This is a genomic window from Ruegeria sp. AM9, from assembly GCF_056540565.1.
Map to the genome: position 1 here is coordinate 80110 of NZ_JBQFWY010000003.1, position 17050 is coordinate 97159.

Annotated in this window: 20 protein-coding genes and 1 pseudogene; 12 read left to right on the forward strand and 9 right to left on the reverse strand. The window is 59.7% G+C overall.

Annotated elements, in window-relative coordinates; genetic code table 11:
• Window positions 1–16 precede the first annotated feature (16 nt).
• From trxA to ACR0DO_RS07600, 3 genes and pseudogenes are all read left to right on the forward strand, one after another.
• Window positions 17–355: pseudogene (gene trxA, locus ACR0DO_RS07590) on the forward strand (thioredoxin); the annotation flags it as partial.
• 65 nt (window positions 356–420) lie between these two features.
• Window positions 421–771, forward strand: a complete 351-nt coding sequence (locus ACR0DO_RS07595) for a Lin0512 family protein (protein ID WP_480557617.1) — start codon at window positions 421–423, stop codon at window positions 769–771.
• A complete protein-coding gene (locus tag ACR0DO_RS07600; RefSeq protein WP_480557619.1) occupies window positions 768–1130 on the forward strand; it encodes a Lin0512 family protein in 363 nt (120 codons plus the stop codon). The genes ACR0DO_RS07595 and ACR0DO_RS07600 overlap by 4 nt, the downstream gene beginning before the upstream one ends.
• 57 nt (window positions 1131–1187) lie before the next feature.
• On the opposite strand, the gene ACR0DO_RS07605 is transcribed toward ACR0DO_RS07600, so the two are convergent.
• Window positions 1188–1382: a DUF1127 domain-containing protein gene (locus ACR0DO_RS07605; protein ID WP_170444800.1), complete on the reverse strand. Its 195-nt coding sequence runs from the start codon at window positions 1380–1382 to the stop codon at window positions 1188–1190.
• Between the two features lie 197 nt (window positions 1383–1579).
• On the opposite strand from ACR0DO_RS07605, the gene hslV reads away from it, so the two are divergent.
• A complete protein-coding gene (gene hslV, locus ACR0DO_RS07610) occupies window positions 1580–2137 on the forward strand; it encodes an ATP-dependent protease subunit HslV (protein ID WP_170444797.1) in 558 nt (185 codons plus the stop codon).
• Here hslV and ACR0DO_RS07615 read toward each other — a convergent pair.
• Complete coding sequence (locus tag ACR0DO_RS07615; RefSeq protein ID WP_170672576.1) at window positions 2129–3370, reverse strand: MFS transporter; 1242 nt, start codon at window positions 3368–3370, stop codon at window positions 2129–2131. The two genes, hslV and ACR0DO_RS07615, sit on opposite strands and share 9 nt — an antisense overlap.
• 191 nt (window positions 3371–3561) lie before the next feature.
• Here ACR0DO_RS07615 and hslU point away from each other — a divergent pair, with 191 nt between their 5' ends.
• The 3 genes from hslU to ACR0DO_RS07630 all read left to right on the forward strand — a co-directional run bounded on the left by hslU (window position 3562) and on the right by ACR0DO_RS07630 (window position 7284).
• The gene (hslU, locus tag ACR0DO_RS07620) at window positions 3562–4869 is read left to right on the forward strand and encodes an ATP-dependent protease ATPase subunit HslU (protein WP_480557622.1); all 1308 of its coding nucleotides are present in this window, start codon (window positions 3562–3564) and stop codon (window positions 4867–4869) included.
• 97 nt (window positions 4870–4966) lie between these two features.
• The gene (locus ACR0DO_RS07625; protein ID WP_480557624.1) at window positions 4967–6067 is read left to right on the forward strand and encodes an alpha/beta hydrolase; all 1101 of its coding nucleotides are present in this window, start codon (window positions 4967–4969) and stop codon (window positions 6065–6067) included.
• Window positions 6064–7284, forward strand: a complete 1221-nt coding sequence (locus tag ACR0DO_RS07630; RefSeq protein WP_480557626.1) for an MFS transporter — start codon at window positions 6064–6066, stop codon at window positions 7282–7284. Before ACR0DO_RS07625 ends, ACR0DO_RS07630 begins: the two co-directional genes overlap by 4 nt.
• Here ACR0DO_RS07630 and ACR0DO_RS07635 read toward each other — a convergent pair.
• Genes ACR0DO_RS07635 through ACR0DO_RS07645 form a run of 3 tightly spaced genes read right to left on the reverse strand, consistent with a single transcriptional unit; the run spans window position 7281 to window position 9564 of the window.
• A complete protein-coding gene (locus tag ACR0DO_RS07635) occupies window positions 7281–7868 on the reverse strand; it encodes a Smr/MutS family protein (protein WP_480557628.1) in 588 nt (195 codons plus the stop codon). The two genes, ACR0DO_RS07630 and ACR0DO_RS07635, sit on opposite strands and share 4 nt — an antisense overlap.
• On the reverse strand, window positions 7868–8908 hold the full coding sequence (gene mltA / locus ACR0DO_RS07640; RefSeq protein ID WP_480557630.1) for a murein transglycosylase A: 1041 nt from the start codon (window positions 8906–8908) through the stop codon (window positions 7868–7870). The genes ACR0DO_RS07635 and mltA overlap by 1 nt, the downstream gene beginning before the upstream one ends.
• Window positions 8905–9564, reverse strand: a complete 660-nt coding sequence (locus ACR0DO_RS07645) for a Tim44/TimA family putative adaptor protein (protein ID WP_480557632.1) — start codon at window positions 9562–9564, stop codon at window positions 8905–8907. Before ACR0DO_RS07645 ends, mltA begins: the two co-directional genes overlap by 4 nt.
• A 107-nt stretch (window positions 9565–9671) precedes the next feature.
• Between ACR0DO_RS07645 and ACR0DO_RS07650 the strand changes: the two genes are divergently transcribed.
• Together ACR0DO_RS07650 and secB are read left to right on the forward strand one after the other, a co-directional pair.
• Complete coding sequence (locus ACR0DO_RS07650; protein ID WP_170444777.1) at window positions 9672–10160, forward strand: FxsA family protein; 489 nt, start codon at window positions 9672–9674, stop codon at window positions 10158–10160.
• Window positions 10161–10224: 64 nt separating this feature from the next.
• Window positions 10225–10722: a protein-export chaperone SecB gene (gene secB, locus ACR0DO_RS07655; RefSeq protein ID WP_170444774.1), complete on the forward strand. Its 498-nt coding sequence runs from the start codon at window positions 10225–10227 to the stop codon at window positions 10720–10722.
• A gap of 27 nt (window positions 10723–10749) precedes the next feature.
• Here secB and dnaQ read toward each other — a convergent pair whose 3' ends face one another.
• Genes dnaQ through ACR0DO_RS07675 form a run of 4 tightly spaced genes read right to left on the reverse strand, consistent with a single transcriptional unit; the run spans window position 10750 to window position 13484 of the window.
• Window positions 10750–11472: a DNA polymerase III subunit epsilon gene (gene dnaQ / locus ACR0DO_RS07660; protein ID WP_480557634.1), complete on the reverse strand. Its 723-nt coding sequence runs from the start codon at window positions 11470–11472 to the stop codon at window positions 10750–10752.
• Window positions 11465–12058: a dephospho-CoA kinase gene (gene coaE / locus ACR0DO_RS07665; RefSeq protein WP_480557636.1), complete on the reverse strand. Its 594-nt coding sequence runs from the start codon at window positions 12056–12058 to the stop codon at window positions 11465–11467. Before coaE ends, dnaQ begins: the two co-directional genes overlap by 8 nt.
• Window positions 12055–12888, reverse strand: coding sequence for a shikimate dehydrogenase (locus ACR0DO_RS07670; protein ID WP_480557638.1), 834 nt, complete (start codon window positions 12886–12888; stop codon window positions 12055–12057). The genes coaE and ACR0DO_RS07670 overlap by 4 nt, the downstream gene beginning before the upstream one ends.
• Entirely contained in the window at window positions 12885–13484 is a 600-nt protein-coding gene (locus ACR0DO_RS07675; protein WP_480557640.1) for a Maf family protein, read from the reverse strand. Before ACR0DO_RS07675 ends, ACR0DO_RS07670 begins: the two co-directional genes overlap by 4 nt.
• A 404-nt stretch (window positions 13485–13888) precedes the next feature.
• On the opposite strand from ACR0DO_RS07675, the gene ACR0DO_RS07680 reads away from it, so the two are divergent.
• The 3 genes from ACR0DO_RS07680 to mnmE all read left to right on the forward strand — a co-directional run bounded on the left by ACR0DO_RS07680 (window position 13889) and on the right by mnmE (window position 17049).
• A complete protein-coding gene (locus ACR0DO_RS07680) occupies window positions 13889–14338 on the forward strand; it encodes a CopD family protein (RefSeq protein ID WP_170444760.1) in 450 nt (149 codons plus the stop codon).
• Window positions 14339–14460: 122 nt separating this feature from the next.
• Complete coding sequence (rho, locus tag ACR0DO_RS07685) at window positions 14461–15732, forward strand: transcription termination factor Rho (RefSeq protein ID WP_170444757.1); 1272 nt, start codon at window positions 14461–14463, stop codon at window positions 15730–15732.
• Window positions 15733–15762: 30 nt separating this feature from the next.
• Window positions 15763–17049, forward strand: a complete 1287-nt coding sequence (mnmE, locus tag ACR0DO_RS07690; RefSeq protein WP_480557643.1) for a tRNA uridine-5-carboxymethylaminomethyl(34) synthesis GTPase MnmE — start codon at window positions 15763–15765, stop codon at window positions 17047–17049.
• Window position 17050: the final 1 nt, after the last annotated feature.

Below are 17050 nucleotides of genomic sequence, written 5' to 3' on the forward strand. Positions count from 1 at the left end.
TGTTCCCGAGTTTACCCCATTCAGGAGACAGAGAATGTCGACCGTAGCCGTAACCGACGATACCTTTGACGCAGAAGTCAAGAATTCCGACATCCCCGTTGTTGTCGATTTCTGGGCCGAATGGTGTGGCCCCTGTAAGCAGATCGGCCCCGCTCTGGAAGAGCTGGCCGCTGAATATGGTGACAAGATCAAAATCGCCAAGGTAGACGTGGACAGCAACCCGAACGCAGCCGCCGCCATGGGCGTGCGCGGCATTCCGGCGCTGTTCATCTTCAAGGACGGTCAGGTTGTTTCGAACCGCGCTGGTGCGGCTCCGAAAGCGGCGCTGCAAAGCTGGATCGACGAATCCATCTGATCCGTTTGGATCACACAGATCTAAGGCGCCCCGCACCGGGCGCCTTTTTTTCGCCGGAGGGTCAGATGGCAAAGACACGGGTTCTTGTTGAATTCGGCATGGGCACATCGCTGCGGCGCCAGGATTACACCGAGGCCGCTCGGCGGGCGATCAAGGACGCGCTGTGGCACAACTCGGTCAACATGGCCGAGCTGTTCGATTTCCCCAAGGAAGCGATGATCATCGATGCCGAGATCGGGGTGCAGAAACCCGATCAGGTGGATCGGGATGCGCTGAAAGCCATCTTTCCCTATGGCCAGCCCAATATCACTGTCACGCAGGGCGGGTTGGATATCGAAAAACCCCATACCGGGGGGCACACCGTCATTGCCAATGCGGCGGTCGTTGTCTCATTCGACATGGAGCCGGTGGCATGAGCGAAAAACGCATCATTCTTGAGATGGGTACCGGCAACGACCTGTACGGCCAGGATTACACCAAGGCGGCGCGGCGGGCGGTGCAGGATGCGCTGCACCATTCCTCGATCACGCTGTTTTCCAAGCTGGGCATCGATCATGCCGAGATGCGGGTGATGGTCACGATTGGCGTACAGGAACCGGATCAAGTGGATTGCGACCTGATCGCTGCAAATCTGCCCCGCGGCCGGGCCGAGGTGCGGGCCGTCAAGGGTGGTCTGGACGTGGCCGATATCGAGGCCGGAACCCGGCATGTCGTGGCAACCGCTGCCATCGAGGCGTTCCTGCCCGATCTGTCTGGCCAATACAAACTGTCCTGACAAAGAAAAAGCCGCTCGAAAGAGCGGCTCATCTTCTGCGGTTGTCCTGATCGCGGATCAGATATTGTCGATATCCGCGCGGCACAGGCCGATGTCGTCCAGCTGTGCGTCGCTCAGCTCGGCCAACAGCGCGCGTGTCTTGCGGGCTTCGTTCCATTCGGCTGCTTTTTCAAAAGCTGCGGTGAACGCGTCCACTACATGCAGGATGGTAGCTGCTCCGAGCGGCGCATGGATATTTGCGGTGGTTGCCATTTGCGCATTCCTTAAAACTGAAACAGCCGACCCTTCGTCGGTTGTGAGCTTCATTTAGGACCGCGGGCTGAGTCTCACAATTGCTAGTCCGGTAACCCCGATTTGCGTTCTGTGCATATCATTTAGGCAGTTTGTGAACTGTTGCGCTGCGGGCGGGTCCGGCCCATATAGGATGCCAGCGAAGAACGGAGGCCCTGATGGCAGACAGCGATTTTCCCGGTTGGCATGGCACAACGATCATTGGCGTCAAGAAGGGCGGCCATGTGGTGATTGCCGGCGACGGACAGGTCAGCCTGGGCCAGACCGTGATCAAGGGCACCGCCCGCAAGGTGCGCCGCCTGTCGCCGGGCGGGTTCGAGGTTGTGGCCGGTTTCGCCGGATCGACCGCCGACGCGTTCACCCTGCTGGAACGGCTGGAGGCCAAGCTTGAGGCGACGCCCGGTCAACTGGCCCGCGCCTCGGTCGAGCTGGCCAAGGACTGGCGCACCGACAAGTACCTGCAAAAGCTTGAGGCGATGTTGATCGTCACCGATGGCAAGGATCTGCTGGTGATCACCGGAGCAGGCGACGTGCTTGAGCCGGAACACAACGTGGCAGCCATCGGATCGGGGGGCAACTTCGCGCTGGCCGCGGCCCGTGCGATGATGGATGGGGACAAACCGGCGGAACAGGTCGCGCGTGAGGCGATGGCGATTGCCGCCGATATCTGCGTCTATACCAACGGCAATCTGACGGTTGAGACTATTTCAAGCTAACAGCGCCTTGATCTCTTTGCCCTTCCAGCGCAGGTGCATCCCGATCAGGCCCATCAGGGCCGTCGCGATGACGATGTAGTAGGGCAGGCGGATATCAAAGCTCATCAATCCACCGCCGATCAGGGACATGACCCCGCCCGCAAGGCAGAAGACCGCCGTGGTCACCCCCATGACCCAACCCTGATCGGTCTCGCTGACGGCTGATGAAAACAGGCCCAGCAGGGTCGGGTAGGACACGCCGAAGAAGAAATAGAAGAAAAACACCGGCACATAGCTGAGCACGCCGCTGGGGCTGAACGCAAAGCCAAAACCGCAGATCACCATCACCACCAGCGAGGTATAGATGATCTGGTGCTTGCTGAACCTCTCCTGCGCCGGTTTCACCAGGAATGTGCTGGAAAACGCCAGCGCAAAGCCGATCACCACCATCGCCATGCTGCCGCCGATCACACCGTATCCCCAGGCGCTGGTCAGGAAATTGTCAACGAACACATAGAAGGTCACGTTGGCGATCATGAACAGCGCATAGACCGGCAGGATTTTCAGAACCATCGGATGTTCGCGCACGGCGATCAGGCTGTCGGTTACGTCGCGCGGGCGAAAGACAAAGGCCGTCCGCTCGGTCCGCATGTCCCTGAAGAAAAACAACACAAGGAAAATCGCGATCAGCACCAGAACAAAGGCACCGTAAAAGGGGGTTTTCAGCGTCGCGAAGCTGCCCAGCAACGTTGCATCGGACAACACCGCGCCAATGATAGGCCCGCCGACAAGGCCGAAGCTGACGCCGGTGATGATATAGCCCATATTGCGGTCCCGGTCGGCGGCATCGGTGCTGCCGTCAATCATCGCCGCCTGTGCGATGGGTTGGTTCCCGGCGGTGAATCCGGTGATCGAACGCCCGACAATCAGCAGCAGCAGGCTGTTCAGATAAAGCGCCGCAATCGTCAGCGCATACCCGGCGAGCGCGCCACTCAGACAGACCAGCAGCGCGTTCTTGCGGCCGATCGAATCCGACACTTTCGAGACGTAGACCACGCCCAGAAACCAGGACAGAAAGAAACATCCGATCACCAGGCCATAGTAAAGATGCCGCGTGCCCATGGCCGTGCTTTCGGGCAGGAAACCGGATTTTGTCTCCATGATCAGCGAGTTGATGATCGGGAAAACCAACCCCTGTCCGATCAGGTCGACAAACACCACAAACAGCAAGGTGATCTTGGCAATTTTCGTCATGTCCGCGCTCCTGACCCTCAACGCCTTGAAATCATTGTATCAGAGCGGGCACGTTTCACCTATGGAAAGCATTTGCAAACCGGGTGGGGCATTGCTAACCAACGCTGCCAATGAAAAAGGCTTGGTTGTTTTCGCCTCAACGGTGATTACCTAAGCCCAAGTTTTGCTATGCCGACCGAAAGGATTGCGCCTTGACCGACCTGACCCCGCGCGAGATTGTCTCGGAACTGGACCGTTTCATCATCGGCCAGAAGGATGCCAAGCGGGCCGTGGCCGTGGCGCTGCGCAACCGCTGGCGGCGCAAGCAACTGTCCGATGACATCCGCGATGAGGTCTACCCAAAGAACATCTTGATGATTGGCCCCACCGGAGTCGGCAAAACCGAGATCAGCCGCCGTCTGGCCAAACTGGCCCGCGCGCCCTTCATCAAGGTCGAGGCCACCAAGTTCACCGAGGTCGGATATGTTGGCCGGGACGTGGAACAGATCGTCCGTGATCTGGCCGATGCCGCCATCATCCAGACCCGAGAATACATGCGCGAGGATGTGAAGGCGCGCGCCTATCAGGCTGCCGAGGATCGCGTGATCGAAGCCATCGCCGGTGCCGACGCCCGCGAGGCCACGCGCGAGATGTTCCGCAAAAAGCTGAAAGCCGGGGAACTGGATGACACGGTGATCGAGCTGGAGCTTTCCGACAGCTCGAACCCGATGCCGATGTTCGACATTCCCGGCCAGCCCGGCAGCCAGATGGGCATGATGAACCTGGGCGATATCTTCGGCAAAGCCTTCGGCGGGCGCACCGTCAAGAAACGCATGACCGTCGCCGAAAGCTATGACGCGCTGATCGGGGAAGAGGCCGACAAGCTGCTGGATGATGAAACCGTCAACCGGGTGGCGTTGGAGTCGGTCGAACAGAACGGCATCGTGTTCCTGGACGAGATCGACAAGGTCTGCGCCCGCTCTGATGCACGCGGTGGTGATGTCAGCCGCGAAGGCGTGCAGCGCGACCTGCTGCCTTTGATCGAGGGCACCACCGTCAGCACCAAGCATGGCCCGGTGAAAACCGACCACATCCTGTTCATCGCCTCGGGTGCGTTCCACATCGCCAAACCCTCGGACCTGTTGCCGGAATTGCAGGGCCGTCTGCCGATCCGCGTGGAACTGCGTGCACTGACCGAGGAGGATTTCGTGCGCATCCTGACCGAAACCGACAACGCGCTGACCCTGCAATACACCGCCCTGATGGGCACCGAAGAGGTCACCGTCAGCTTTACCGAAGACGGCATCGCGGCACTGGCCCGCATCGCCGCAGATGTGAACCAGACCATCGAAAACATCGGTGCGCGGCGGCTTTATACCGTGATGGAACGGGTGTTCGAAGAGTTGTCCTTTACCGCGCCCGATCAGGCCGGGGCCGAGATCACCGTGAATGCGCAGTTCGTGGACGACAATCTGGGCGAGCTGACCAAGTCCACCGACCTCAGCCGTTACGTTCTGTAACACCGCCAGCCGGTTTTCGCCGCCCCCCTTGCCCCATGTCGCTGGACGTGGGGCGAGAAATCGATAGCTTGGCGCAAAAGGTTCCGAGGTCTGCCCCGTGCTGCGCTATTTTATCATTCTGATTGCTTCCCTGTCCCTGACTGCCTGCGTTGACCGGACGATCACGGAAACCGTGCCTTCGGCCGTGAACGTGGGAACGCCGTTGACCGTGTTTGCCAGCACCACCCGCGCCCGCGAGGCGGATGGATCATACGGTTTCCAGCGAGGCGAAACGCTGCAATTCCTGGAAACCAAGGTTTCGATCCCTCCGAACCACACGCCGGGGACGTTGGAGTTTTCTTATGCTAACCCGAATCCGCAAAAGGAATTTGTTCTGGCAGGCATAACTGAACTGGACGGCCCGCAAGGCTTGCGGGAACATCTGCGCGGTCAGGATGACGTTACCATCTTTGTGCACGGCTATAACTCGACCCAGACGGAAACCATCTTCCGCGCCGCTCAGCTGTCCCATGACATCGGACTGCCCGGACAGATCCTTGTCTATTCCTGGCCCAGCCGCGCGACAGGGTACGGGTATGCCTACGATCTGGACAGTATGCTGTATGCCCGCGACGGGTTGGAACAGACCATTCGCGAACTGAAATCCATGGGCGTCAAGCGCGTCATTCTGGTGGCGCATTCGATGGGCAGCGCCCTGTCGATGGAGATGATGCGACAGGCCGAGTTGCAGGAACCCGGCTGGTCCAACAGGAACCTCGAAGGGATTATCCTGATTTCGCCCGATCTGGACGTGGACCTGTTCCGCTCGCAGATGGAGCGGATCGACACGCCGCCCGATCCGTTTGTGGTCATGGTTTCGCAGAAGGACAAAATCCTGAACATCTCGGCCCGTCTGCGGGGAACGGCCAGGGGCGAACGGCTGGGCAATATCAGCTCGATCGACGATCTGGCCGAGTTTCCGATCAACGTGATCGACACCACCGCGTTCAACAGCGATGCGCAGTCGTCGCATTTCGTGGCCGCCACCTCTCCGGCGCTGTTGGCCATCCTCAGTTCGGTGCGGCGGGTCAGCAGCACCTTCGGCCCCGATGAGCGGCCCGGCATAGACGTTCTGGTGCCGCGCAGCCAACGCAACCCCGATGGCGCGACCGAGATTGTGCTGACGGAAACCGGGCAGGCGCAGGTGACCACTCCGTGACGTCGTTCAGCCTGCGTCGGTATCTGGCCGAAAACGCGAACTGGCTGAGCGCGGGTGTTCTTCTGACCTTCATGTCCAGCTTTGGGCAGACTTTCTTCATCTCGATCTTCTCGGGCCATATTCGCGCCGAGTTCGGCCTGAGCCACGGATCATGGGGCGCGATCTACTCGCTTGGTACCACGGTATCGGCCGTTGTGATGATCTGGGCCGGGGGGCTGACGGACATCTTCCGCGTTCGGGTGCTGGGGCCAGTGGTTCTGTCCGGTCTGGCGCTTGCGGCTCTGGCGATGGCAACGAACAGCGCGCTATTCCTGCTGCCCCTCGTGATCTTTCTGCTGCGCCTCTTCGGGCAGGGGATGAGCGTCCATCTGGCGCAGGTCGCGATGGCGCGCTGGTTCACCCTGACACGGGGCAAGGCGCTGTCCATCGCCTCGCTGGGCTATGCGATCGGGGAATCCCTGCTGCCGCTGATCTTTGTGGCTGCGATGGGTTTTCTGGACTGGCGCTGGTTGTGGGTGGTAGCCGCAGGCGCGACAATTCTGGGCATCCCGGTCCTGATGCGTTTGCTGCGGCAGGAACGCACGCCGCAAAGCCTGGCGGGCGATCACGCTGCCACCGGAATGCAGCACCGGCACTGGACCCGGCGTGCGGCGCTGCTTCATCCTCTGTTCTGGTTCATGGCGCCTGCGATCCTTGGACCATCGGCCTTCATCACCGCCTTCTTCTTTCATCAGGTCCATCTGGCCGAGGTCAAAGACTGGCCGCATATCCAACTGGTGGCCCTGTTCCCGGTTTTCACCGGGGTTTCGATCCTGTCGATGTTTGCGGCGGGTTGGGCGTTGGACAAATGGGGCACCGCGCGGATCATGCCGTTCTACCAACTGCCCATGGCGGTCGGCTTTGCCATCCTCTCGGTCACGGACACGATCGGCGGAGCATTGATCGGCCTGATCTTTCTGGCCCTGACCGTCGGCGCCAACAACACCCTTCCCAGCGCCTTTTGGGCCGAGTTCTACGGCACCCGGCATATCGGTGCGATCAAGGCGCTGGCCACAGCGGTTATGGTGCTGGGATCAGCCATCGGCCCGGCGCTGACCGGAGTGCTGATCGACCGGGGTGTTTCGCTGAGCACTCAGTTCCTGTGGATCGCCGTCTTCTTTGTGCTGGTCTGCGTATTGGCATGGATCGGTATCCGCCGCGCCCGGACCGAGTTCTAGCGGGTGCGCCGCAGATACACGTAATAGGCCCCATCGCCGCCATGGCTGATATGCGCGGGCGTCACCTGCAGCACCGCCTGCGCCAGCGGCGGGATCGACAGCCAGTGCGGCACCTGATTGCGCAACACGCCGCGCGGGGTCGGGATCGGGCCGGGCTCATCCCGGTCCTTGCCCTTGCCGGTTACGACCAGAACCAGCCGCTTGCCCTGCGCCTGTGATGTCAGGACAAAGCGGATCAGCGCCGGATGCGCCGTGTCGACCCGCATCCCGTGCAGATCCAGCTTGCCTTCGGGCCTGAGCTTGCCGCGTTTCATCCGCCCGAAGGCCTTGGTGTCCATCTGCACCGGGCTGGCCCGCAGGCTGTCAGTCACCGACGGCTTCAGCGCATGACGCACCGGCTTGATCCGCGCGGTCTGGCCGACTTCAAACCCCTCCAGACGCATCTTTGGCGATTTCGACGGTTTTGGCTTGGGCAGGGTGGTCGGATGCACCGATTGCGGCAGCTCGGGGTGCAGGCGTTCGGCCTGTTTGGTGACCTTGCGCCACAGCTCGATCTCTTCAGAGGTCAGTTTGCGGCGGGGCATCAGAATTCATCCGGGATCAGGGCATAGGCGCGCTGGGTCGGCAACAGCAGGATCATCCGGCCCGGATCTTTCAGACGTCCGGCGGCCTGTCCCGCCGCATCCCCGGTGCCAAAGAAGATATCCGCCCGCTGTGCACCTTTGATGGCCGCACCCGTATCCTGCGCGATCATCAGCCGGCGCAGCGGTTCTTTCCCGTCCTTTTCCACCCAGACCGGAGCCCCCAACGGCGTAAAAGCCGGATCGGCGGCGATGCTGCGCATGGTGGTGACCGACCGATTCATCGCGCCCAGCGGCCCGAACTCTGGCGCGACGCGGGTCACCTCGCGAAAGAACACGTAAGAGGGGTTGTGAAACAGCAATTCCGCCCCGGCCTCGGGGTTCTTGCGCACCCAGGCCTTGATCATCTGGGCACTGACCTGATGCGCCCCCAGCGCGCCCTGCCGGATCAGTTCCGAGCCGATCGAGCGATAAGGATGCCCGTTGGCCCCGCCATAGCCGACCCGCAAAGCCCCGCCATCGGCCAGACGAATACGGCCCGAGCCCTGGATTTGCAGAAAGAACAGCTCGACCGGGTCATCGACCCAGGCAATTTCAAGGCCCCGGTCGGTCATGACATCTCCGGTCAGGATGTCCCGGCGGCTGAGCCACGGCCCTTCGGTCCGCGCCTCGGGCGGCATTTTGTAGATCGGGTATTTGAAGCGATCCGTCCGGGTGCGCGACCCGTCCAGTTCCGGTTCGAAATACCCCGTGAACAGCGCATCCTGGCCGTCTTCGACCAGAACCGGCCGGAAAAACAACTCAAAGAAGGAGCGTGCGGCATCGGCCTCATAGGTCTGTGCCACACCACACAGCGCACGCCAGTCCGGATCGTCCAGATCACCGCAGGTATTCAGAAATACCGAAAGGGCCGCGCCGTGATCATCGGCGGCCCAGCCCTCAAGATCATCAAAAGACAGGATCAAGCGCGTCGCCTCGGCTCCGGCGGCGCTTGCGGTGGTCATTGCGCCCACCAGTAAGAGCGACCGGAATGCGGCAATCATGCGTCCGTGGCAACAAGCAGCCAGTTCGGATCGTCCGAGCCCATGACACGGGCAAAGGTCCAGCTGTCCTTTTGGCGTTTGACGGTGTTCGGGCTGCCTTCGATGATGTCGCCGCCGCGATCCCGCACGACCGAGGTCAGTTCACCCACGAATTTCATGGTGATCTCGGCCTGATTGGTATCCTTGTCGAATTTCGCATCGGTCAGCGAGGTTTCGCGGACACCGATGAACTCGGCTTCGATGGTCAGCCCCTGATCTTCGCGGGCGGCCACAACGGAAACGAAGGTGTCAAACACCTCTTCGGACAGGAAAGGCTGGATTTCGTCCAGATTTCCTTTTTCGAACCCCATGACGATCATTTCATAGGCGCCGCGCGCGCCCTGCACAAATTCACTGACCGAGAAGCTGGGCTCAACCCGCTTCATCGCGGCCAGGGTCTGTGCCTGCTCGCTGTCTTCGGCGACGTGGTCTGTGATGTCGTGATCCGGGCCACCGTCGATCACCTCGAACCCGCGGCGGGCGTTCTGTGTATCGGGCTGCTGCTGCACGGGTGGTTTTTCAAAACCTTCACGCGTGCCCAGCACGCTTTTCAGGCGCAGGATCAGGAAAACGGCAATTCCGGCCAGGACCAGCAACTGGATCATCGGTTCGTTCATTTCATCCTCTTTTCAGACTGCGGCTTTGTATACGCAGCCTCATGCCACTATGTAGGTGACAGTTCGTGGCAAGTCCACCGCCCGGCCTTAGGTAAAGGATAACGCAAATGTACCTGTTCTTGGCATTTTTATTGGTTCCGATCATCGAGATCGCCCTGTTCATTCAGGTTGGCGGTCTGATCGGCCTGTGGCCAACGCTTGCGATCGTGGTTCTGACCGCAATTCTGGGTACCGCTTTGGTCAGGACACAAGGTCGCATGGCACTGGCCAACCTGCAGCGATCCTTCGCCGAACTGGACGACCCGACCGAACCTCTGGCCCATGGTGCAATGATCCTGCTGTCCGGTGTTCTGCTGCTGACGCCGGGATTTTTCACCGATGCGGTCGGCTTTGCGCTGCTTGTACCGGGCATTCGGGTGGCCGTTTTCCGTTATCTCAAGTCGAAAGTCACGATCACGCAATTCCAGATGGGCAGCGGGGCGCAGTTCCGGTCCGGGCCGGCGCCGACCGATGATGATGTGATCGACGGCGAATTTACCGAAGTCCGGCCCCGTCAGGACCCCTCAAAGCCATCCAAATGGGTCGAAGGCCCGTGACCCGCATTGAGGTGCCGCGCCCAACTTGCTAAGCAGTAGCGAATTTCATTTTCGGAGTAGATCCATGGCTGACGAAAGCCCTGCAGAAAACACCGCGGCACAGGCCGCCCCGCAAATTCAGATGCGCGTTCTGGGACAGTTCATTCGCGATATGTCCTTTGAAAACGTGATGGCGCAAAAAGGCGTGTCCGGTGACGTTCAACCCGAGATCGCGGTTCAGGTGAACCTGGACGCGAAAAAGCGTTCGGTCGAGCATCAGTACGAGGTGGCGATCAAGCTGAACCTCAAGTCGAAAGCCAAGGGCATGGAGGACGTTCTGTTCCTGTGCGAGATCGACTATTGCGGCCTGTTCCACATCGAAGGCGTGGCCGAGGATCAGCTGCATCCGTTCCTGATGATCGAATGCCCGCGGATGCTGTTCCCGTTCCTGCGCCGCATCGTCAGCGACATTACCCGCGACGGTGGCTATCCGCCGGTGAATCTGGACAACATCGATTTCGTCTCGCTGTATCGCAACGAACTGATGCGTCGCCAGGCCGAAGCCCAAAAAGCCGAAGCTTGATCGGTTTGACCCGCGCCGGGATCGGTCTCAGGCGCGGGTCCACAGGGCGTTTTCGCCCAGTTTCCCGACAAATTCCTCATGCGCCGCACGTTCTTCGTCGGTGATCTTCGACGCCAGCGGGGTCGGGCGCGCCGTCGGGCGCCAATCGTCCTGTCCTCCGGCACCCGAAGCAGCGGAGGTGGACAGTCCGAAATCCGGCTGCCGCCCGCCGATCAGTTCCAGATAGACCTCGGCCAGAATTTCCGAGTCGAGCAGCGCTCCGTGCAACGTCCGGTTCGAGTTGTCGATATTGAACCGTCGGCACAAAGCATCCAACGAGGCGGGCGAACCCGGAAAACGTTTGCGCGCAATCGCCAGCGTATCCAGCGCCTGATCCATCGGGATCTGCGGCAGACCCAACCATCTGAGTTCTGCGTTCAGGAACTTCATGTCGAAGGATGCGTTATGGATCACCAGCTTGGAATCCTGGATGAAATCCAGAAAGCCCTGACCGACCTTGGCAAAGACCGGCTTGTCCTTCAGCGTCACCTCACCCTTTTCCGGCGGGCGCGGGTTTTCCAGCAGGTCAGGGCCGATGCCATGCACGCCAAACGCCTCTTCGGGCATCGAGCGTTCGGGGTTGATATAGACGTGATAGGTCTCACCGGTGGCCACGTGGTTCCACAGCTCGACCGCACCGATTTCAACGATCCGGTCGCCGCTTTCGGGGTCAAACCCTGTGGTTTCGGTATCGAGTACAATCTCACGCATCTGCCAGCCCCGCCCGTATCTGCCTGACCATATCCTGCACCTGCGCGCGGGCGTGGTCCAGCGTATCTGTCACGATAACATAATCCGACCGCGCGCATTTTTCGTCATTCGGCATCTGCTTGGCGCGAATCTGTTCGAACTGTGCCTCGGTCATGGTGCCGCGCTCCATCACGCGGCGCTTTTGTTCGTCCGCGGGGATCGACACACAGGCAACCGCATCCATCGCCGCGTCGCCACCGGTTTCGAACAGCAGGGGGATATCGAATACCAGAATATCCGCCTTGGTCTGCTCCCGGAACGCAGCCCGATCCGCTGCGACCAGCGGGTGCACAATGGCCTCGATACGTTTCAACGCAGACGGGTCCTGCGCGATGATCCGTTTCAGCGCATCGCGGCTGACCGCACCATCGACAATCGCGTCCAGAAAAGCCGCGCGCATCGGTTCGACAGCTATTCCGCCCCTTGAATAGAGTCTATGTACAGCCACATCCGCATCCCACAGCGCACAGCCTTCGTCCACGAACATCTGCGCCGTGGTGCTTTTGCCCATTCCGATCGAGCCCGTCAGGCCAAGCGCGAAACTCATCCCAAAACCGCCGCGCGCAGATCATCTGTCACCTCGGGGCGGGTGCCGAACCAGCGTTCAAACCCGGGCACCGCCTGATGCAGCAACATGCCCAACCCGTCGACGGTGGTGCAGCCGGCCTGTTCCGCCGATTGCAGCAGGCGGGTTTTCAGCGGGGCATAGACCAGATCGGTGACAACGGCACCCGGCTGCAGCCCATCCAGCGGCACGCGTAATTCCGGCTGCCCCTGCATCCCCAAAGAGGTCGTGTTGACCACCAGTTCTGCGTTTTCGATGACATTTCCCGCCTGCAGCCAATCCACCACGGCAACACGGTCGCCGAACTCCTCCTGCAGCTGATCCGCACGTTCGCGGGTGCGGTTGGTCAGCATGATCTGGGACACACCGGCCTCCAGCAAACTCTGCAACACCGCCCGCGCCGCGCCACCTGCGCCAAACACCACGGCCGAGCCGCCCGAGGGCGTCCAGTCCGGCGCACCGCTGCGCAGGTTCTCAAGAAACCCATAGCCGTCGGTGTTGTCCGCGTGGATCGAACCATCCTCCTGAAACGCAAGCGTATTCGCCGCGCCTATCAGCGATGCGCGTTCCGTCACATGGTCGGCCAAGCGCAACACTGCTTCTTTATGAGGAACCGTGACATTGGTCCCGACAAACCCGGCTTTGGGCAGAGTACGCAGCACCGTCTCCAGATCTTCGGGAGCCACATCCATCGGAACGTAATGCCCGGCCAGACCATATTTCTTCAGCCAATGTCCGTGCAGTTGCGGCGATCTGGAATGCGCAATCGGATGCCCGATCACCCCGGCCAATGGAATACGGTTATGCGTCATTGATCGATCACCCCTTTGACGGCCAGAAAATCAAGCAGTTCCAACAGGGGCATACCCAAGACATTAAAATAGTCGCCGTCAATGGTGGCGAATAAGCGGACGCCTTCCTCTTCCAGCTTATAGGCGCCCACCGCGTGGCGGATACTGTCCCAGTTGCGGTCGATATAGTCACGCAGATAAGCGTCCGAACTCATCCGCATCCGCAGACGCACCTGGCCGACATGGCGCCAGACCGGTTCGCCATCCCGATAGATCACCGCCGCCGACAACAGCATATGCCGTTTACCCCGCATCATCTTGAGCTGCGCCAGCGCGTCCTCGGGGGTTTCGGGCTTGGACAGCAACTGCCCGTCGAAATCCAGCACCTGATCACAGCCCAGAACCATCGCGCCGGGGGTTTTGTCGCTAACCTTACGGGCCTTCATCTCGGCCAGCGCATCAGCGATGTCGCGGGGCGGGGCACCTTCGGCCAGCAGCGCGCGTTTCATGGTATCCTCGTCCACACGCGCGACCTGAACGGAAAATGGCACGCCTGCGTTTTCCAGCAACTGCGCGCGAATGGATGAGCCTGAGGCCAGGATGATGGGGACAGACATGTGGACAACCCCGTGTGTAAATCGTTGAGCGTTCCTGAACGGTTTGTATGGTTTTCCGATTGACACGCAACCCCGGGAATTTCGCCCAAAACTTCCCTGAGTCGCTCGAACACTGTCCATCCGGGACAAGGATAAGTCGGATGGGTGGGATAAGCGGGAACTCCACAGATACCCAGGATTTTATCCCCAGACAGATCATGGAGCGTAATTGTTAATTGTATGAAATTAAATGGTTATTTTTGTCATTCACAGAATCACTCCGCTGAACTGGGTAACTTTCCACCTGGGGAAAACACATGTGTAAAAAAGTAATCCACGGATTTTGTTCACCCTACAAAACCATCATCCTTTTTCTTTTCTTATTTTTTTATTAGGGAGAGTTCCGAGCAACGCCCGGAGCCAGAATGACCGATCTTCTTTTCACGATTTACCCGTGGGTGAAGTCTTTACACATCATGGCCGTGATCTCGTGGATGGCGGGGCTGTTCTATTTGCCCAGACTGTTCGTCTATCACGTGGAAAAGGCCCAGAGCGTCGACGGGGCAGAGACCATTTTCTTTGAAATGGAAGACAAGCTGTTGCGCGTGATCATGCGGCCTGCGATGTACGTGGCATGGGTGTGCGGGCTGATCATGGTGTTCACGCCGGGCATTGTCGGCTGGGACTGGTCCTGGCCCTGGGTCAAGGGCGCAGCGGTGCTTGGGATGACCTGGTTCCATCATTGGCTGATGGCGCGGCGCAAGGACTTCGTAGAGGGCCGAAACAAGCTCACTGGGCGGCAGTACCGCATGATGAACGAGGTTCCGACCATTCTGATGGTTGCCATCGTTCTGGCGGTCATTCTGAAGTTCTGAGCAGTGGTTTGACTCCGACGGCTGCCGCGCTTATGTAGGGATCAACACGCCCGTCCGGGCGGCGTATTTTCCGTACTGAAATTCCACTTCGTGCCGCGCTGTCAGCGGTGAAGGTATATATCATGACAACTGATGCCCTGAATCTGGCCGACCTGAAGGCCAAAAGCCCCAAAGACCTTCTGGCAATGGCCGAAGAGCTGGAGATCGAAAACGCCTCGACCATGCGCAAGGGCGAGATGATGTTCCAGATTCTGCGCGAACGCGCGGATGAGGGCTGGACCGTCGGTGGCGATGGTGTGCTTGAGGTGCTGCAGGACGGTTTCGGCTTCCTGCGCTCGCCCGAGGCGAACTATCTGCCGGGTCCCGATGACATCTATGTTTCGCCCGACATGATCCGTCAGCATTCGCTGCGCACCGGCGACACGGTCGAAGGTGAGATCAAGGCACCAGACGAGAACGAGCGGTATTTTGCGCTGACCAAGGTCACCAAGATCAACTTTGAAAATCCTGAAAAGGCCAAGCACAAGATTCTGTTCGATAACCTGACGCCTCTGTACCCGGATGAGCGTCTGAAGATGGAGATCGAAGATCCTACCATCAAGGACAAGTCGGCCCGTGTGATTGACCTGGTCTCGCCCATCGGGAAAGGCCAGCGTTCGCTGATCGTGGCACCGCCACGGACCGGTAAGACCGTGATTCTGCAGAATATTGCGCATTCGATCGAGCAAAATCACCCCGAGTGCTATCTGATCGTTCTGCTGATCGACGAACGCCCGGAAGAGGTGACCGACATGCAGCGCTCGGTGAAGGGTGAGGTTGTGTCCTCGACCTTCGATGAACCGGCAACGCGCCACGTTGCGGTTTCCGAGATGGTGATCGAAAAAGCCAAGCGCCTGGTCGAGCATAAACGAGATGTTGTGATCTTGCTTGATTCGATCACAAGACTTGGTAGGGCATTTAACACTGTGGTACCCTCATCCGGTAAAGTTCTGACCGGTGGTGTGGACGCGAACGCTTTGCAACGGCCCAAGCGGTTCTTCGGTGCGGCACGGAACATTGAAGAGGGCGGTTCGCTGACCATTATCGCCACCGCGCTGATCGATACCGGCAGCCGGATGGACGAGGTTATCTTTGAAGAATTCAAAGGTACAGGCAACTCGGAGATTGTTCTGGATCGCAAGATTGCAGACAAGCGTGTGTTCCCGGCCATCGACATCCTCAAGTCCGGCACAAGGAAAGAGGACCTGCTGGTCGACAAGGGCGATCTGGCCAAGACCTTTGTCCTGCGCCGCATCCTCAACCCGATGGGCACCACCGACGCGATCGAATTCCTGTTGTCGAAGTTGAAGCAAACCAAGACAAACGGCGAGTTCTTCGATTCGATGAATACCTGACACAGGTCTTAACTGACGCGAGGCCTTCGAATGGATACGATATTCGCCTTGGCCAGCGCACAGGGCAAAGCAGGGGTGGCAGTCATCCGCCTCTCTGGCCCTTTGGCGCATTCTGCTGCGGCTGGACTGACCGGCAGCCCGTTGCCGCCCCGCGGTATGCGGGTTCGGTGCTTGCATGCGACCGATGGCTCGCGTTTAGACGATGGGTTGATCCTGACCTTTCGGGCTCCGGCCAGTTTCACCGGCGAGGACGTGGCTGAGTTACAGATTCACGGCAGCACCGCCTCGGTCAATGCAGTGATGCGCTGCCTGTCGGACACGGATGGGCTGCGGCTGGCGGAACCCGGAGAGTTCACCCGCCGTGCGTTGGAAAACGGCAAGATGGATCTGACCCAGGTCGAAGGGCTTGCCGACCTGATCGATGCCGAAACCGAGGCGCAGCGGAAACAGGCGCAGACCATTCTGGCCGGGGAACTGGGCGGATTGGCCGAACGCTGGCGCCGTGATCTGATCCGGGCGGCCTCCTTGCTGGAAGCTGTCATTGATTTTGCCGACGAAGAGGTGCCCACCGACGTTACGCCGGAAGTGCGCGCATTGGTGACCGGCGTGATGCAGGACCTGCAGCGCGAAGCGGATGGCGTGAAGATCGCTGAACGCATCCGGACCGGGTTCGAGGTGGCCATCGTTGGCCTGCCAAATGCGGGCAAATCGACCTTGCTGAACGCCTTGGCTGGGCGTGAGGCGGCAATCACGTCGGAATATGCCGGGACGACTCGCGATGTCATCGAGGTTCGGATGGATCTTGGTGGATTGCCTGTGACGCTGCTGGATACGGCGGGATTGCGCGAAACCGAGGATCACGTCGAAAACCTTGGGATCGAACTGGCCCGCAAACGCGCCGATGCGGCCGATTTGCGGGTGTTTTTAACCGAAGATACCTCGGAGCTTGGCGTTCAGATGTTGGAGGGCGACATTCAGATGTTGCCGAAATCTGATCTCCGTGAGGATGGCAATGGCGGGATTTCCGGTAAAACGGGGCAGGGGATTGATCAGCTAATATCCCATATATCGTGTGTGTTGGGTGAGAGATCTACTAGCCATGGTATTGCGACCCGTGAACGGCATCGCGTCGCGCTGATTGATGCCAGTGCAGCATTGGGTGAGGCGATGGCGGTTCTGGAATCGGGCCCGGACCTGTATGATATCGCTGCCGAAGAGCTGCGCACGGCGATCCGTGCCTTGGAAACACTGGTTGGCAGGATTGGGGTCGAAGACCTGCTGGATGAGATATTTTCCAGTTTCTGCCTGGGTAAGTAGG

Excerpts from the sequence above, each read along its gene's own strand:
- ACR0DO_RS07595 (WP_480557617.1), top strand. The coding sequence starts at position 421 with ATGGCAAAGACACGGGTTCTTGTTGAATTCGGCATGGGCACATCGCTG.
- ACR0DO_RS07600 (WP_480557619.1), top strand. The coding sequence starts at position 768 with ATGAGCGAAAAACGCATCATTCTTGAGATGGGTACCGGCAACGACCTG.
- ACR0DO_RS07605 (WP_170444800.1), bottom strand. The coding sequence starts at position 1,382 with ATGGCAACCACCGCAAATATCCATGCGCCGCTCGGAGCAGCTACCATC.
- hslV (WP_170444797.1), top strand. The coding sequence starts at position 1,580 with ATGGCAGACAGCGATTTTCCCGGTTGGCATGGCACAACGATCATTGGC.
- ACR0DO_RS07615 (WP_170672576.1), bottom strand. The coding sequence starts at position 3,370 with ATGACGAAAATTGCCAAGATCACCTTGCTGTTTGTGGTGTTTGTCGAC.
- ACR0DO_RS07635 (WP_480557628.1), bottom strand. The coding sequence starts at position 7,868 with ATGCCCCGCCGCAAACTGACCTCTGAAGAGATCGAGCTGTGGCGCAAG.
- mltA (WP_480557630.1), bottom strand. The coding sequence starts at position 8,908 with ATGATTGCCGCATTCCGGTCGCTCTTACTGGTGGGCGCAATGACCACC.
- ACR0DO_RS07645 (WP_480557632.1), bottom strand. The coding sequence starts at position 9,564 with ATGAACGAACCGATGATCCAGTTGCTGGTCCTGGCCGGAATTGCCGTT.
- ACR0DO_RS07650 (WP_170444777.1), top strand. The coding sequence starts at position 9,672 with ATGTACCTGTTCTTGGCATTTTTATTGGTTCCGATCATCGAGATCGCC.
- secB (WP_170444774.1), top strand. The coding sequence starts at position 10,225 with ATGGCTGACGAAAGCCCTGCAGAAAACACCGCGGCACAGGCCGCCCCG.
- dnaQ (WP_480557634.1), bottom strand. The coding sequence starts at position 11,472 with ATGCGTGAGATTGTACTCGATACCGAAACCACAGGGTTTGACCCCGAA.
- coaE (WP_480557636.1), bottom strand. The coding sequence starts at position 12,058 with ATGAGTTTCGCGCTTGGCCTGACGGGCTCGATCGGAATGGGCAAAAGC.
- ACR0DO_RS07670 (WP_480557638.1), bottom strand. The coding sequence starts at position 12,888 with ATGACGCATAACCGTATTCCATTGGCCGGGGTGATCGGGCATCCGATT.
- ACR0DO_RS07675 (WP_480557640.1), bottom strand. The coding sequence starts at position 13,484 with ATGTCTGTCCCCATCATCCTGGCCTCAGGCTCATCCATTCGCGCGCAG.
- ACR0DO_RS07680 (WP_170444760.1), top strand. The coding sequence starts at position 13,889 with ATGACCGATCTTCTTTTCACGATTTACCCGTGGGTGAAGTCTTTACAC.
- rho (WP_170444757.1), top strand. The coding sequence starts at position 14,461 with ATGACAACTGATGCCCTGAATCTGGCCGACCTGAAGGCCAAAAGCCCC.
- mnmE (WP_480557643.1), top strand. The coding sequence starts at position 15,763 with ATGGATACGATATTCGCCTTGGCCAGCGCACAGGGCAAAGCAGGGGTG.